Genomic DNA, 15,624 nt, shown 5'->3' with positions numbered 1-15,624 from the left:
CATCTCAAGGATGTCTTTACGATGAAACGCCCTCGAGGCGATAGCGCGTGCCGGGATAGAGCAGCCGCGCGACCGTGACATTCCTGTTTTCCGACCAGGTTCGCCGACGGATCATCAGGCAGGGTTCGTTGCGGCCGATCGAAAGCAGCTTGCACTCCCAGGGCTGCGGCAACACCGCCTCGACGACCTGCTCGGTGCGGGTGATCGGTGCCACCTGCGTCAGGTAGGCATTGGGAGTCATGCTGGTGAAATCCTGTCCCAGGTAGTCGGGACAGATCAGGGGGTTTACGAAACGATCCTCGATCTGGATCGGCACGCCATTCTCCGCGTGAACGATGATCGAGTGGAAGACGCGCGCCCCGGTCGCCAATCCCAGCGCAACGGCAATTTCGGGGTTCGCCGACCCTTCTTCGAGGAGATCGATACTGGAAGTGTGACGGTGGCCCCGCTCTCGAATTTCGTCGGCAATGTTGCGGACTTCGAGCAGCGCCGTGCTGCCCTTGTGCGGAGCAACGAAGGACCCCACACCTTGCACCCGTGTGATCGCGCCCTCGCTTGCCAGCTCGCGCAAGGCGCGGTTTGCGGTCATGCGGCTGACCCCTAGGTCGGCAACGATGTCGTTCTCAGACGGGATGCGATGATGCGCTGGCCATTCGCCACTTTCGATGCGGCTACGGATGAACTGCTTCACCGCTTCGTAGCGCGGGATAGGCCCGTCCTCAAAGGCGGATACGTCGCTTTTGCGCTCCATTGACGTCATAAAATGCTCCGTTCGTCGGCACTGAACCGACATGCCGCCGGCAATTCAGGACTGTTTTCGACGATTTTGAGCTTGCGCGCCACCAGAAAATATCTATAGTTCCATATACAACCACGTACAGGAGGAAGCATGTCTGCCTTTTCCGCTCACCGGCTTTTCGCCGAGCAGGCGCTTCTGTCGACGGGTTGGGCGGAAAACGTCGTCATTTCCATCGACAGTGACGGGTGCATCGCGGCGGTCGAAGCCGACCAGGCGACAGCTCCGGGCGACGAGCGAACCGCCGGTCCCCTCGTTCCGGCCATGCCGAACCTGCACTCCCACGCCTTTCAGCGCGCCATGGCCGGTCTTGCCGAAGTGGCGGGCAGCGGCGACGACAGCTTCTGGACCTGGCGCGAGGCGATGTACCGCACCGTCGGCCTTGTCGACCCAGACGACGTCGAGGCGATCGCCGCAAAACTCTATGTTGAAATGCTGAAGGGCGGCTTCGGCCGCGTCGTCGAGTTCCACTATCTTCACCACATGGCTGACGGCACCCCTTATGCCGATCCGGCGGAGATGTCGCTGCGCATCCTGAACGCGGCGCAAGCGACCGGCATCGGCCTCACGCACCTGCCGGTCTTCTACGCGCACGCCAATTTCGGCGGCGTGGCTCCCAATCCGGGCCAGCGCCCGTTCCTGCACGATGCGGATCGCTTTCTCGCTCTCCTCGAGCGGCTGGTTCCGGTCAGCGCCGAAGCTGGCGCCGAGCTCGGCTATGCCATCCATTCGCTGCGCGCCGCGACCCCTGACGAGATGCAACGGATTCTCGGCGCGGCTCCGGTTTCCGGACCGATCCACATCCACGTCGCCGAGCAGACCCGCGAGGTCGAGGATTGCCTCGCCTGGAGCGGCCGCCGCCCGGTCGAGTGGCTCCTTGACGAAATGCCGGTCGACCGGCGCTGGTGCGCCATCCACGCGACACACATGACGGCGGCGGAGACCGAACGCCTGGCGAAGTCGGGCGCGGTTGCCGGCCTCTGCCCGGCGACCGAAGCCAATCTCGGCGACGGCATCTTCCCGGCCACTCACTTTCTGGCCGCCGACGGGCGGTTCGGAATCGGCACCGACAGCCATGTGGCGACCAGCGTCGCGGAAGAGCTACGGCTCCTCGAGTATGGCCAGCGGCTGCGCGACCGCCGGCGCAATCGGCTCGCCGCCGGCCCGGGCGCTTCCGTCGGCCGAACGATTTTCGACGCCTCGCTCGCCGGCGGCGCCCAGGCGGCCGGCCTCGGCACGGCAGGTATCAGGGCCGGTGCTCGGGCGGACCTCGTCGTGCTCGACGGTGCCAATCCCTACATCGCCGCCGCCAGCGGCAATCGGATTCTGGACCGCTGGCTCTTTGCGCTCGGCGGCGAGACTGTCCGCGACGTCATGATCGCGGGCCAATGGAAGATCCGCAACGGACACCATGACCGGGAGGAAGACATCGACCGCGCCTTCGCGCGGGTTCTGACCAAGCTGAAATAGCGAACCATTCGACGATCAAAAAAAGGGGAATGCGCATGTCGATCAGCACAATGAAACTCACCTTCGCTGCCGCCGGCCTGATGCTGGCGGTCTCTACCGGCGCTGCCAATGCTTCCTATTGCGGCGATGGCAAGACCGTGACCTTCGCCGGCATCGATTGGGAAAGCGGCGCCTTCATCACCGAGGTCATGAAGACGATCCTCGCCAAGGGCTATGATTGCCTGGTCGATTCCATTCCCGGCAATTCCGTGACGCTGGAACAGGCGACCGCCAACAACGACGTGCAGATATTTGCCGAAGAATGGCTCGGCCGCTCCGACATCTGGAACAAGGCAGTGGAAGAAAAGAAGGTGGTTGCCATCGGCAAGACCTTCGTCGGCGCCAGCGAGGGCTGGTTCGTGCCCGACTATGTCGTCCACGGCGATCCGGCTCGCAATCTCGAAGCCAAGGCGCCGGACCTCAAGAGCGTTTCGCAGCTTTCCGATCCGAAGGTCGTCGAGGTCTTCGCCGATCCGGAGGAGCCGTCCAAGGGCCGCTTCCTGAATTGCCCCTCCGGCTGGACCTGCGAGGGCGTCAGCACCGCCAAGCTCGAAGCCTACAATCTCGGCGAGGCCTATGTGAACTTCCGCCCCGGCACGGGCACGGCGCTCGATTCGGCGATCACCTCCGCCTATCTGCAGGGTGAGCCGATCCTCTTCTATTACTGGTCGCCGACCGCGATCATGGGGAAGTTCAAGCTCGTCCAGCTCGAAGAGCCGGCCTATAACGAAGCCTGCTGGAAGGAACTGAGCAGCGCCAACGGCAAGCGCGAGGAAGGCTGCGCCTTCCCCTCGGTCGACGTCGCCTACGGCGTCAACAGCACCTTCGCTTCGGAAGCACCCGAGATCGTCGCGATCCTTGAAAAGGCAACCTTCCCGCTCGAAGAGGTCAACGGCAGCCTTGCCTATATGGTCGACAACAAGGTCGACGCGGCCGCGGCCGCGGCTGAGTTCCTGAAGACGAAGGCCGACATATGGGGCAAGTGGGTCTCCGACGAGGCCCGCGGCAAGATCGAGGCAAGCCTCAAGTAAGGCGAGCTTAACCCCGCAGGCGTTCGCCGTGCCTTACCGTTCGTGACGGAAGGCGCGGCGGCTCGCAGGCTGCCAAGCTGCCCGCGGTCAGGCGACAATGACCGCCAGCGGCTCTCTGAGCAAGGAACGGTTCCGATGTTTCCGGACTCTCTCAATCTTTCGATCCGCGCCCCGGTGAATGAGTTCATCCAGGCGCTCGTCACCAATTATGGCTGGGTGTTCAAGGCGATCAGCGGCGTCATCCTGAAGGCCGTGTTGTTCCTCGAATGGATCCTGCGCGGCCTGCCCTGGTGGCTTGTCATTCTCGCCTTCATGGCACTCGCCTGGCAGAGTTCGAAGCGCTGGACGCTGACGCTTGCCGTCGGTGTCCTCCTTCTCGCCGTCGGGGTGCTCGGTCTCTGGGACCTGACGATGCAGACGCTCGCCCTGATGCTGATGGCGACCATCGTCTCGGTGGTGATCGGCGTGCCGATCGGCATCCTCGTCGCCAAGAGCCGCGTCGTGCGCAACGTCACCCTGCCCGTTCTCGACGTCATGCAGACCATGCCGAGCTTCGTCTACCTCATCCCGGCGCTGATGCTCTTCGGTCTTGGCAAGGTGCCGGCGATCCTCGCGACCATCATCTATGCGGTTCCGCCGCTGATCCGCCTGACCGATCTCGGCATCCGCCAGGTCGATGGCGAGGTTGTCGAAGCGGCAACCGCCTTCGGCGGCAGCCCTACGCAGATCCTTTTCGGCGTCGAGCTGCCGCTCGCCACGCCGACCATCATGGCCGGCCTCAACCAGACGATCATGATGGCGCTGTCGATGGTCGTCGTCGCCTCGATGATCGGTGCACGCGGGCTCGGCGAACAGGTGCTGAACGGCATCCAGACACTCGATGTCGGCAAGGGCCTGGAGGCGGGCATCGGCATCGTCATTCTCGCAATCGTGCTCGACCGCATCACGCAGGGCTTCGGCAAGCCCCGGACGGAGGACGCCCGCAATGGCTGATATCGAAATCCGCAACGTCTACAAAATCTTCGGGCATGATGCGAGGAAGGCGCTCGCAATGGTCAAGGACGGCCTGGACAAGGCCGATATCCTGGCCCGCTCCGGCTGCAGCGTCGGTCTCAACGATGTCAGTCTAAAAATCGGCGCCGGCAAGATTTTCGTGATCATGGGGCTGTCCGGATCCGGCAAGTCGACTTTGGTGCGCCATATCAACCGGTTGATCGAGCCGACGAGTGGCGAGGTCGTCTTCGACGGCAGCAACATCCTCGACCTAGACGCGAAGGCGCTGCGCGCCTTCCGCATGCGGCGCGTCAGCATGGTCTTCCAGAGCTTCGCCCTGATGCCGCACCGGACCGTGCTGCAGAATGTCGTCTACGGTCAGCGCGTGCGCGGCGTCTCGAAGGCCGATGCCCGCGAGATCGGCATGAAGTGGATCGAGACGGTCGGTCTATCGGGCTACGATGCGAAATTCCCGCACCAGCTCTCGGGCGGCATGAAGCAGCGCGTCGGGCTAGCACGGGCGCTCGCCGCCGATACCGACGTGATCCTGATGGACGAGGCCTTCAGCGCCCTCGATCCGCTGATCCGCAGCGACATGCAGGACCAGTTGCTGCAACTGCAGCAGAATCTTGCAAAGACCATCGTCTTCATCACCCACGATCTCGACGAGGCGCTGCGCATCGGATCCGAGATCGCCATCCTGAAAGACGGTCAGGTCGTGCAGGTCGGCTCGCCCGGTGATATTCTAGACAATCCGGCAAACGACTATGTCGCGCGCTTCGTCCAGCGCCGGCAGGGAAGACCCGAGAAGCATGACTAAGACGATCACCATCCATGGACCGCTGACATGGCGCGAGATCGCCGCCGTTGCTGACGGCGCCCACCTCGCCTTGGCCGAGCCGACGCGTCAGCGGATCATCGATGCCCGCCTGATCGTCGATGCGCTGGTCGAGCGCGGCATCCGCGGTTACGGCATCAATACGGGCGTCGGCGCGCTCTGCGATGTCGTGATCAGCCGCGAGAACCAGCAGGCCCTGTCGCGCAACATCATCCTGAGCCACGCCTGCGGCGTTGGCGACCCGCTCGCGCGAGCCGAAGCCCGCGCCGTGATGGCGGCGCAGATCGCCAATTTCGCGCACGGCTATTCCGGCGTTCGGATCGAGACGGTCGAGGCGCTGCTGGCGCTGCTCAACGCCGACATTATGCCGCTCATCCCCTCGCGCGGCTCGGTCGGCTATCTTACCCACGCCGCCGCCATAGGCCTGGTCTTGATCGGTCATGGCACGGCCATGCGCGGGGCCGAGAAGCTCAGCGGCAGGGAGGCGCTTGCCCGGGTCGGGCTGAAGCCGCTGAGGTTGCATGCGAAAGAAGGGCTCAGTCTCGTCAACGGCACGCCCTGCGCCACCGGTCAGGCGGCGCTGGCGCTGGCGCGCATGGAACGGCTCTTCGTCTGGGCCGATGCGGCCGCGGCGATGACCTATGAAAATCTGGGCAGCCAGGCCGAGGCCTTTGCCGAGGGCCCACTGGCACTGCGGCAATCGCCGGGCCTTCAGGCGGTCGGCAAGCACCTGCGCGACTGGCTGGCCGAGAGCCCGATGCTCGCCGAGACGACCCGCACGCAGGATCCTTTGAGTCTGAGAGCCGTTCCGCAGGTGCATGGAGCAGCGCGCGATGCCTTCGCTCAGGTCGCCGAGATCGTCGACCGCGAGCTTTCGAGCGTCACCGACAATCCGGCCGTCTCCGGCGCGCCGGAGGCTCCGCGGGTGCATTCGCAGGCCCATGCCGTCGGAGCGGCGCTCGGCCTCGCCATGGACAGTCTCGCCGTCGCCGCAGCCGAAGTCGCCGCGATTTCGGAGCGCCGCATCGACCGTCTGGTGAACCCGCTCGTCAGCGGTCTCCCGGCGTTTCTTGCCGATGACAGCGGCGTCTCCTCCGGTTTCATGATTGCCCAGTACACGGCCGCGGCCCTTGTCGCCGAAAACCGCCGGCTGGCAGCGCCGGCAAGCCTTGACGGCGGCATCACCTCTGCGCTGCAGGAGGACATCCTGACGCATGCTACGCCTGCCGCTTGGAAGGTCTTGTCGATCCTCGACAATCTCGAACGGATCCTTGCGATCGAACTGTTGGCGGCAACGCAAGCCTATGAAATGCAGCCCAGTTCCCGCGGCAGGGCACCGCGCACCGATGCACTTTATGGCCGCATTCGCGGAGCAATCTCAACCTACACCGACGACCGGCCGATGAACGAGGATTTCGACCGGATGTGCAACCTCATGCGAGGAGTGGCACCATGAAGATCCTGCGCTCTAACGACTACAGGCACATGCCCTGGAAGAACGGCGGTGGCGAGACTGTCGAAATCGCCGTATCGCCGGATCGTGCGCCGCTTTCCGATTTCGACTGGCGCGTCAGCATGGCGACGGTTGCCAATGACGGCCTGTTCTCCAGCTTTTCCGGCATCGACCGAACGCTCTCCATCCTCGAAGGCGCCGGCATGACGCTGCTGATCGAGGGTCGGCCGCCGAAGCTTTTGACAACGGCCGATGCACCCCTCTCCTTTCCCGCCGATGTCACGACGTCGGCCAAACTCGCGAACGGCCCGATCACCGACCTCAATGTCATGACCCGCCGGCAGACGCTCAGGCATCGGGTGCGAAAACTCCATGTCGACCATTCGCAACCGATCACCACCCACGCCCGGGAACTCGTTCTCTTCTGCCACCGCGGCAGCGTCGCGCTGTCAACCGAAGGCGTCTCTGCGACCTTGCACGCACTGGATACGGCGGTGCTCCAGCACCCTGTCGCCCTCACTCTGTCGGCCGACATCGCCTCCGAAGTCTTCCTGGTAGAGATCAGTTCAGCTTAGAGCACCTTAGAGCACCAAGGCATATCGGATCGCACCGAAGAGCAAGAGGATTGCACCGGCAGCCATCAATGCCGCCGCGTGCCAGTTCCGCGTCAGCCCGAGGAACCTCAAGCCCTGGTGCCGGGGCTCCAGCGTCTTCGGATCGTTTTCATAGGGATTTGGCGGTTCACTTAGCCGTCGTCGGCCAAGCGCCTCCCACGTCATCACGAGAACGCCGCAGATAAACAGGAATGCACCGGCGAGGACTGCCCACACGCGCTTTGCTCCGCAAATCGACGCGCGATCACGCCTCAGCGTGTGCGCGTTTGAGGACGCACGACATTCATCTGAAGCTCATGGGCCGAAGCATATCTGCCGAGGACCTTGATCAGGCGCTGCTCCTCGGCCTTGTGAATGCCGCTCCGCCTGCAATACTCCGCGACGTCCCAGACATGCTTGGCATCGGTCTTTTCGAGCTTGCGGATGTCCATGTGTCTCATTCTTCACCTCCCACCTCTGCCGAAAAACGCCGGCAGGCCGGTTTGGTTCCACATTCCTCGCCAAGGTTCGCGACAACCAGTCACGCCTTTCCGGCCGCGGCCGTGACGCCGTTCGCTGCCTCCCTGGCCTCCGTACCCTCGGACATGCAGTCGCGGCGAACCTCCTTCAGCTCTAGCCCGTCGAGCTTTTCTATTCCCATGAAGCGGTTCTCGGCGTCGCTCACGCGGATCAGCTCGTCGATCTTGGCCTGCAGCGCGATATCGTCGCGGTTCTGAGAGTTCGGAAGCACGAACACCATCAGAAACGTTGTGATCGTCGTGCAGGTGTTGACGGCGAGCTGCCATTTTGCCGGGAAATCGATGAGCGCCCCGCACACGGCCCAGATGTCGATCGCAGAGAACGACACGGCAAAAGTGATCGGCCTCCCGGCGAAACTGGAAATTTGGTTCGAAAATCGGGTAAAGATCGACTGCATCTGGCGGTCTCCTTTCGAAAACCGCGAACGCGGCGACGGCTCCGCTTGGTTCCTATCGGCCAGATTCCCGGACAGTCCATATACGGAACAAATCGCCCTGCCTGCCGTTCAGCCTGTGCCGATACGAGCGGCAGCCGAAGCCGCCACCAGAGCGACGGGGAGGAGAAAATGCCAGGACGGAAGAGGTTCCGATGCCTCAGAAAGAGAACAAGCTTCAGAAACTCACATTGATGCTCGGCCAGACTGTCGCCGCGATGCGCGTTAACGAGATGTTGATGTGCCGTTTGATGCACTGGATTGCCGCGCAGACTGACGACCCGCAACGGTTCATTGCAGAGGCCGTGGAGGACGTCCGAAACGAGCTGCGGAGCGGGGCCGCAGTGGATGGCAGTACGGTCATGGCCGAGGCGGCCAAGGAGGCTCTGGAATATCTCGACAATCTCTCCACCGAGATGTTGGCCATCAGGAGGCGCACACGTCGCCCCGGCGAGACCAAGGGTCTCTCGCCGTTGGACGGTCATCGCTTCCCCTCGTTCACATCCGCCCTGGAGGGGCATTTGAACACCTCCCCTCAACACCATGATCGCTGACAAATATGCCGGAGGAGCCTCGGCGCCTCTCTTCTCACTGCGCCCCGTGGTGCGGCACGAATTTCGGCGCCTCTTCCAGGAGGGTATAGGGGCCCTCCGGACATTTGACGTCCGGATTGACCAGATGGAACAGGCCGAGCGGGTTCGGTTTGAAGATCCAGGCATGCAGATCGTAATGATGCAGTTGTGCCGGCAGGAGCGGCTCATGACCCTCCATAGGCCCGTCAAAGGGCTGCCCGAACAGCTCAGGTTTAGGCTTGACGCCCGTCGCGAGTGGTATCAGCCATTCGACCGCAACCAGCTGCAGCTTGTCGCCAACCGGCTCGTAGACCAGCAGAGTGGGCTTCATCGGATCGGGCACCGGGCCGATCAAGGCGGGGTTCAGGAAATGCACCCCCATCGTGCCGCTCGCGAACGTGACGCAGCCCAGCGTCGAGAAGTAGCCGTCGCGCACGGCAACCACCGGATCCTGGTATTTTTCCAGCGACGCCTTGAGCTTCTCGAGCTCCGGCGGAAGCTTGTCGGACGCATTCACCAGATGTGCGGACATGAAAGCAATGGCTGCCGCCAGACAGCTTGGCCACAGACAACGCGGCACCGAAGACATAGGCATGGCTCGGTCCTCCCTCGCTCCACCGCCTCCCGCGAGGAGCAGGCGCCATAATACTGCGGGCTACGTCTGCGCACCATTCATGCGATTGGGTTAGTGCCGTTCTCCATCATGCGGGAAGCAGGAAAACTCCTACTCCGGCCCGCGGCCGCTGACGTCGGGTTGGCCCCACTGATCGAGCAGGCCAGAAAACGTAGGAGGGGCGCCCATGGCACCCCTCCGCGGACCCCGCGCTCGCCCCGGTCGGGCGGCACTTCAAAGCCGTACATCCCAAAGGGAAAATCTGGCTTCCAGCAGCCGGTCCTCATTCTCGGGAAGACCGATGTCGCGGCGCATGCGATCGGACAGATGGGAGACTTGGTTCGTCATTTGACGATGTCTCCAGAGTGCCAGAAGCAACGCACGCGCAGTCTTCCTGGCGCCAAATTTCCGGAACAGGTCATCGACCGTTGCGGCAAGGGTATCAACAACTAATAATTGTGTTTCGCGCATGATTTTCCGTCCCGGCGCACGACGCGGCCAGGTCCTCTCGAAGGTAAGAAAGACGCACGGGTGCGGACGCGAAATACGAGCAAATCGCTCCGTCAGCCGGTCACGTCAGGTCAAATTGGGATAGCGCCAATCAGCGGAAATCCGGGCTTTAATAGCCCTGGACACAAAGTCGGCTCGGGCTGGATGCACGATGCATCGAGGCCACAGCAGCCGTTCCGCGAGTGAGGCGCACAGTCACGAGAATAGTATCCATTTCACGCCTCCTCTGGCTTGAATTGCAAGTGGCGCCAACATACACGAGTCCGGCCGATTGGCAAATACACAATTTCGGATTGCAGCAATCGCCACCGGATGCGTTGCAGGACCGCAACACTTTGCCGCTCCCATCAACGGCCAGTCAGCGTACATGCGGTTTACAGCCTCCGGCCGTTCGCAACACGGCTCGAGACGAACATATTGGACCGGCCTTGAGCGGCCGGTCCAACCAGAGCCTGCATGGGGCTGATCGCGGCTGAGCGATCGCTGATTGCCCTAGTTGCCGAGAATCGCGTCGATTTCCGCCATCGTGGCTGCCGGCAACGCGCCCTTCTCGAGCACGGCGAGATTCTCGCGCACCTGCACCTCCGTCTTGAATCCGGGAATGGGAAAGGTGTTGGGTGAACGGGCGAGAATCCAGCCGAGTGCCCCTTGCGCCAAGGTCCGGTCGCCGGTCTGCAGCAGCTCCCGCACTTCGGCAAGGCGCTTGAGATAATCGGCACGCGGCCGCCCGTCCTCGAAGAAACGCACCCAGCTGTGCCCGGCCGCGCGCACGTCGTTTGCGGGCAAGCGCGTATCTGCCCGGAACTTTCCGGTCAGGAATCCCATCGCCAAGGGCGAGCGATTAAGGCTGGCAAGGTCGTTGCTTTCGCACATCGCAAGCATGTCCGGCCCATCCGTGAAAACATTCAGCTCCTGCTGAACCGCGACGAAATGCGGAAATTTCACCAGTCGCTTCGCCGCGGCGGCGTTATCCGTACTCCAGCCCCAGAAACGGATGGCACCTTGTTCCACCAGCTTTTCGAGCGTCTCGCCGGCCGCATCCGCCTGATCGCCTGAAAGTTCCCCGACATGAATTTGATAAAGGTCGATATAATCGGTGCTGAGACGCTGGAGCGATGCCGCGCAGGCCTCGTTGATGTAAGCGGGACTGACATCGGTGCTGATGAGAGCGCGGGCGGCGCGATCGTAGGTGTATCCGAACTTGGTTGCGATGATAGCGTCGCCTCTTCGCCCGCTGAGTGCCCGGCCGATCACCTCTTCGCTGCGCCCGGTTCCGTAGGCATCGGCCGTGTCGATCAGCGATGCACCCATTTCGAGCCCGAGACGAATGGCGCGGATCGACTGCTCGTCATCGACCTCACCCCAACCATCCGGCTTTCCACGAAGGGTGAAATAGCCGCCGATCGCCCAACCACCTAAGCCAATGGCTCCAGCCGAGAGGCCGGAACGTCCCAATGGTCTGCGTCCGATCGTAGAGATGTCGCTGGCAAGCATGGCGGTCCCTTCCCTTCGTGGTGCGGCGGTGAGCAACCATGTCATCGGAAGTCGGCGATCAGAAGCTCGGATTCCGCAAGGTGTTTTTCAGAAATGAAAAACTACTTCACGATAGGAAATGAAAAGCGCCGCTGACAGGACCCTTGGGGGTTATCGTCTGAAGATGTAGATCGCGCCGCCGGCATCGTCGGATACGAGGACCGAACCGTCCGGCGCTTCCTTAACGTCCACCGGCCGGCCGACATCCCTGAGGAAGGTCGTCGCCGACACCGGCCGGCCGCCCCGAAAGCGCAGCCGCACGACCTGATACCCGACGGGCACGGACCGGTCCCAACTGCCATGCTGGGCGACCAACGCGTCGCCGCCGAGGCTGCGGAAGAAATGGATGCCCAACGCCGCGACATGGGCCTGAAAGTTGAAGACGGGTGCTATCTGGCGGGCGGGCGGCGGCGCCTGCTCAAACCCTTTAAGCCGGATCTGGCCTCCGAAATAGGGAAAGCCGTAAAAGCCGCCCGGTCGGAGCGCGTTCAGCTCGTCGGGCGGGATGTCGTCGCCCATCCGGTCGGCGCCGTTGTCGGTAAAGAACATGGTGCCGCCGCGCCAATCGAAGCCGACCGAATTGCGCACGCCCCAGGCGACGCGTCGTAGGCCGGAGCCGTCCTGGTTCATGCTGACGATCGTGCCTTGCAGCCCGCGCGGCAAGCAGATGTTGCAAGGTGATCCGAACGACACATAGAGCCGCGAATCGGGACCGACGGCGATATAGCGAAAACTATGGGCTCCCGAATTCGGCAGGTCCCGGCGAATATCGCGCCGGCCGCTGAGAGCGCCGCCGCGCCCGATGTCGAAGGCCGTAACGCTGTCCCTCGACGCGACGAACAAGCGGTCGCGGGCGCATGCGACCCCGTTCGGAGCGGAGAACCCGGAGGCGACACGCCGGGCACGGCCGCCTGACAACGGCACGGCATAGACCGAGGAGCCCTTCGTCCCGACGAACAACATGTCGCCACAGACCGCCATTTCGCGCGCGGCGGGAACGCGGGCAAGCAGTTCGGCCCGTGCCCGGCCGACAACGCCGAAGGCGACAGTCGCGACAGCGGCAAGCGTGAGAAATCCGGCTTTAGCGGCAAAGACGGCCATCGGCGCCCTCCGAATACAAGCTGAATTGCTGGAGGGAATTGGAGCGGTTTATTGTGGTTTCAAGCCGGAGCCCAGACCTCACGGTGAAGTGATCGATTCGTGGACCTACCGGTTCGTGGAGCCGATGAGCGGCGTCGGCTCGCCCATGAAGGGCCGCTCCCCTTTGCGCACCAGATAGACCTCCCGCTCGGGGTTCGCTTCGATGACGAAGCCGGCGCTGCGCAGCATCGCCTCGACGCCGGCGCAGTTCGGGATGAACCAGTTGGTGGGATCGTCGGCGAAGCGATGCTCGACGAAGAACAGCTTGGGATAGTCCGGACGATCGAAAATATCCCACTCACCGAAGTCGTAATCGGCTTCGAGCGGCGAGACCGACTTGGCTCCGCGCTGCATGCACTGGAAAAGCATCTGGTCACCGACCACGTGCTCGTAGAGGAGATCGAGCGCCAGCAGCGGATGGCGCAGATGGTAAAGAACACCCATGAAGATCACCAGGTCGAACCTGTCGCGAAGCTGCGCCACGTCATAGACGGACATCAGCCTGAACTCGATCCGCATTCCGGCCTGTTCGGCGGCGAATTTCGCTTGCCGCAGATAGCGCGGATCGGAATCGATGCCAAGCACCCGGCCGGCGTTGCGGCGCTTCATCTCCTGCGAATAGAACCCAGCATTGCAGCCGATATCGAGCACGCTGCGGCCTTCGAGGTCCTCCGGCACCACATGCTTGAACGCTTTCCATTTCACCGCAGGGTAATCGCCGAGAAAGTGATCGGGAGACGTTTCGACGCCCGCGATCCGCATGTTGTGGAACCAGGGTCCGAGTGCCAGGATCTCGTCCTCGATCGCCGTTCGGTATTTCGTCTCCTGAACCATGATCAAAGATCCTGAGAGAGGACGGACATTTTCGGCTGAAGCTCGGAACGGCCGCCCCGGCGCACTGGCCTTTGCTTCGGAATCATCCTCTCGAACCAGGCAATGGTGTGCGTCAGCCCCTCCTGCAGCGGAACCTTTGGCTCCCAGCCGAGAAGTGATTTTGCCCGGGAGATATCGGGCTGGCGGCGCTGCGGATCATCGGGCGGCAAGGGCGCGTAGGCGATCGTCGACGCCGTCCTGACTTTGGAAAGCACGAGTTCGGCCAGTTCGATGACGGTAAACTCGCCCGGATTGCCGAGGTTCACCGGTACACCTGGATTCGGATCGCGATTCATCAACTTAACCAATCCTTCGACGAGATCGGACACAAAACAGAAGGACCGCGTCTGCTCGCCGCTGCCATAAACCGTCAGCGGCTCGTCGTTCAGTGCCTGAACGATGAAGTTCGACACGATCCGCCCGTCGTTCGGACGCATGTGCGGGCCGTAGGTGTTGAAGATGCGCGCCACTTTCGCGTCAACGCTGCCGGCGCGCAGGCTGTCGAAGCACAGCGTCTCGGCCGCCCGCTTGCCTTCGTCGTAGCAAGCCCGCGGACCGGTGCAATTGACATGCCCCCAATACTCCTCCTGCTGCGGATGCTCCTGCGGATCGCCATAGATCTCGCTCGTCGAGGCTTGAAGGAACCTGGCACCGTGCCGTGCCGCAAGCCGCAGCAGATTTCCCGTTCCGGTCACGCTGGTCATCATCGTATGGATCGGGTCGGCCTGGTAGGACGGCGGCGAGGCGGGGCAAGCGAGATTGTAGATCTCGTCAAGCGGCTCATCGCTGGCGATCTCGTCGCAGACATCCTGTTCGACCATGGTAAAGTACGGGTTGCGCTGAAGGCCGGCGACATTGGCCGGGGATCCCGTCAGATAGCTGTCGAGACAGATCACCCGATTGCCGGCAGCAAGCAGTGCTGAACAAAGGTGGGACCCGACGAAGCCGGCCCCGCCGGCAACGAGGATGACCTTGCCGCGATTTGCTCCGTTTCTCTTTGCCATAGGCCGTTCTCCTTTCGGTTATACCCGAAGCCGCCGCTCGGAATGTCTCGTGGCGAGATCGGTCTTGGGCGCGATGCTTCCGATGGCCTCGACGAAGGTTCCGGCGCGCACCGCAGCGCTGTGCGCGTTTGCGACACGCTGATAGGCGTTGTCGGCGATGGCCTTGCACCGACGATCGTCGAAGCTCGTCAGTGCTGCGACGACGTCGTCGCTGCTGCGCGCGATGATCGCGGCCTGTTCGGGCGGGAAGAAACTGTCGATGCCCTCCCACCAATCGCTGATCAGGGGTGTGCCGCAGGCGGCCGCCTCGAAGAGCCGCACGCTCGGCGACCAGCCTGCCGCGAGCATGTCGGCACGCGTCACGTTCAGCGTGAACCGCTGGCGGCTGTAGAATTCGGCGTGTTCGGCAGGCGGCAGATGCTCAATGCGCTCCACATTTCCCGGCCAATCGATCTGGGGGGGATAGTTCGGGCCGGCAACGACGAACCGCATTTCCGGCAATCGCCGCGCCGGCTCGATCAGCAGGCGCTCGAGCGTCGGCTGTCGGTCGGGGCTGAAGGTTCCGAGATAGCCGAGGTCCCATTCTCTCGGCGCACCGGTATTGCGATAGATGTCCAGATCGACGGTGCAGTAGAGCGGCATCGGTCGCCTCGCCCCGAACTCGCCGCGAAGCCGATCGAGCATCTGGCCGCCCGAAAAAGAGAAGTAGAGATCGAAGAACGGCACCTGCCGCCGAGCCAGATATTCCTCGTCGCCGCGCCCGAGCTTTGCGAGCGTTACCGGCGTGTCGATGTCGTAGAAGCACAGCCGCCTCGGACCTAGATCGACGACCGCGTCGATCACCTCGACACCATCCGGCACGTAGGAGCCGATAACCACGGCGTCGGCACGAGCCAGCCTGCCGGCATGCAGCGTGAGCAGCTCGTCGACGCTCCCATAAAGGACAAGCTCGCAGAAGTCCGGCTCGGTCAGGTCGCGGTGGCGCGCGTACCAGGGCACGTCGCGTTCCAGGAAAGTCACTCGGTGGCCGGTCGCGTGGACACCCCGAAGCAGCGCTCGAAAGGTCGTCGCATGGCCATTGCCCCAGGAGGAGGAGAGCGAGAGGCCCAGAATGGCGATGTCGAGCGGACGGCTCATTCGGCCTTACCCCTTTTCAACGTGCCATTGATTGCCGCAAGCTGTCGTGGCGCAGG

Annotated in this window: 18 protein-coding genes; 7 read left to right on the top strand and 11 right to left on the bottom strand. The window is 63.0% G+C overall.

Annotated features, from left to right (window positions below):
* Positions 1-16: 16 nt before the first annotated feature.
* On the bottom strand, positions 17-760 hold the full coding sequence (hutC, locus tag CO676_RS28400; protein ID WP_097523557.1) for a histidine utilization repressor: 744 nt from the start codon (positions 758-760) through the stop codon (positions 17-19).
* A 129-nt stretch (positions 761-889) separates the two neighbouring features.
* Between hutC and hutF the strand changes: the two genes are divergently transcribed.
* The 6 genes from hutF (at position 890) to CO676_RS28370 (ending at position 7,195) form a co-directional block, all read left to right on the top strand.
* Complete coding sequence (gene hutF, locus CO676_RS28395; protein WP_097523556.1) at positions 890-2,266, top strand: formimidoylglutamate deiminase; 1,377 nt, start codon at positions 890-892, stop codon at positions 2,264-2,266.
* A 35-nt stretch (positions 2,267-2,301) separates the two neighbouring features.
* A complete protein-coding gene (locus tag CO676_RS28390) occupies positions 2,302-3,336 on the top strand; it encodes an ABC transporter substrate-binding protein (RefSeq protein ID WP_097523578.1) in 1,035 nt (344 codons plus the stop codon).
* A 135-nt stretch (positions 3,337-3,471) separates the two neighbouring features.
* Positions 3,472-4,329, top strand: coding sequence for a proline/glycine betaine ABC transporter permease (locus CO676_RS28385; protein ID WP_014765746.1), 858 nt, complete (start codon positions 3,472-3,474; stop codon positions 4,327-4,329).
* Positions 4,322-5,149: a betaine/proline/choline family ABC transporter ATP-binding protein gene (locus CO676_RS28380; RefSeq protein WP_097523555.1), complete on the top strand. Its 828-nt coding sequence runs from the start codon at positions 4,322-4,324 to the stop codon at positions 5,147-5,149. The genes CO676_RS28385 and CO676_RS28380 overlap by 8 nt, the downstream gene beginning before the upstream one ends.
* The gene (hutH, locus tag CO676_RS28375) at positions 5,142-6,623 is read left to right on the top strand and encodes a histidine ammonia-lyase (protein ID WP_097523554.1); all 1,482 of its coding nucleotides are present in this window, start codon (positions 5,142-5,144) and stop codon (positions 6,621-6,623) included. Before CO676_RS28380 ends, hutH begins: the two co-directional genes overlap by 8 nt.
* Positions 6,620-7,195 (top strand): HutD family protein, encoded by a 576-nt coding sequence (locus tag CO676_RS28370; protein ID WP_097523553.1) that lies wholly within the window; start codon positions 6,620-6,622, stop codon positions 7,193-7,195. The genes hutH and CO676_RS28370 overlap by 4 nt, the downstream gene beginning before the upstream one ends.
* Before the next feature lie 6 nt (positions 7,196-7,201).
* Here CO676_RS28370 and CO676_RS28365 read toward each other — a convergent pair whose 3' ends face one another.
* The 3 genes from CO676_RS28365 to CO676_RS28355 form a co-directional block, all read right to left on the bottom strand.
* A complete protein-coding gene (locus CO676_RS28365) occupies positions 7,202-7,450 on the bottom strand; it encodes a hypothetical protein (RefSeq protein WP_097523552.1) in 249 nt (82 codons plus the stop codon).
* A 35-nt stretch (positions 7,451-7,485) separates the two neighbouring features.
* Positions 7,486-7,674, bottom strand: coding sequence for a hypothetical protein (locus CO676_RS28360; protein WP_097523551.1), 189 nt, complete (start codon positions 7,672-7,674; stop codon positions 7,486-7,488).
* An 80-nt stretch (positions 7,675-7,754) separates the two neighbouring features.
* Entirely contained in the window at positions 7,755-8,150 is a 396-nt protein-coding gene (locus CO676_RS28355; protein WP_097523550.1) for a low affinity iron permease family protein, read from the bottom strand.
* A gap of 191 nt (positions 8,151-8,341) precedes the next feature.
* On the opposite strand from CO676_RS28355, the gene CO676_RS28350 reads away from it, so the two are divergent.
* Complete coding sequence (locus CO676_RS28350) at positions 8,342-8,740, top strand: hypothetical protein (protein WP_097523549.1); 399 nt, start codon at positions 8,342-8,344, stop codon at positions 8,738-8,740.
* A 34-nt stretch (positions 8,741-8,774) separates the two neighbouring features.
* On the opposite strand, the gene CO676_RS28345 is transcribed toward CO676_RS28350, so the two are convergent.
* The 7 genes from CO676_RS28345 to CO676_RS28315 form a co-directional block, all read right to left on the bottom strand.
* Positions 8,775-9,353: a hypothetical protein gene (locus tag CO676_RS28345; protein WP_097523548.1), complete on the bottom strand. Its 579-nt coding sequence runs from the start codon at positions 9,351-9,353 to the stop codon at positions 8,775-8,777.
* Positions 9,354-9,605: 252 nt separating this feature from the next.
* A complete protein-coding gene (locus tag CO676_RS28340; protein WP_037470299.1) occupies positions 9,606-9,842 on the bottom strand; it encodes a hypothetical protein in 237 nt (78 codons plus the stop codon).
* Positions 9,843-10,373: 531 nt separating this feature from the next.
* Positions 10,374-11,375 (bottom strand): aldo/keto reductase, encoded by a 1,002-nt coding sequence (locus CO676_RS28335; RefSeq protein ID WP_097523547.1) that lies wholly within the window; start codon positions 11,373-11,375, stop codon positions 10,374-10,376.
* Positions 11,376-11,525: 150 nt separating this feature from the next.
* Positions 11,526-12,515, bottom strand: coding sequence for a PQQ-dependent sugar dehydrogenase (locus tag CO676_RS28330; protein WP_097523546.1), 990 nt, complete (start codon positions 12,513-12,515; stop codon positions 11,526-11,528).
* Between the two features lie 105 nt (positions 12,516-12,620).
* The gene (locus CO676_RS28325; protein WP_097523545.1) at positions 12,621-13,388 is read right to left on the bottom strand and encodes a TIGR04290 family methyltransferase; all 768 of its coding nucleotides are present in this window, start codon (positions 13,386-13,388) and stop codon (positions 12,621-12,623) included.
* Between the two features lie 2 nt (positions 13,389-13,390).
* Complete coding sequence (locus tag CO676_RS28320) at positions 13,391-14,431, bottom strand: UDP-glucuronic acid decarboxylase family protein (RefSeq protein WP_097523544.1); 1,041 nt, start codon at positions 14,429-14,431, stop codon at positions 13,391-13,393.
* Between the two features lie 18 nt (positions 14,432-14,449).
* Entirely contained in the window at positions 14,450-15,568 is a 1,119-nt protein-coding gene (locus CO676_RS28315; protein WP_097523543.1) for a glycosyltransferase, read from the bottom strand.
* Between the last annotated feature and the right edge of the window lie 56 nt (positions 15,569-15,624).

It is taken from the genome of Sinorhizobium sp. BJ1, assembly GCF_002531555.1.
Classification (GTDB): domain Bacteria; phylum Pseudomonadota; class Alphaproteobacteria; order Rhizobiales; family Rhizobiaceae; genus Sinorhizobium; species Sinorhizobium fredii_B.
Note: the sequence above shows the minus strand (reverse complement) of the source record. Positions and strands in the feature narration are given on the sequence as shown.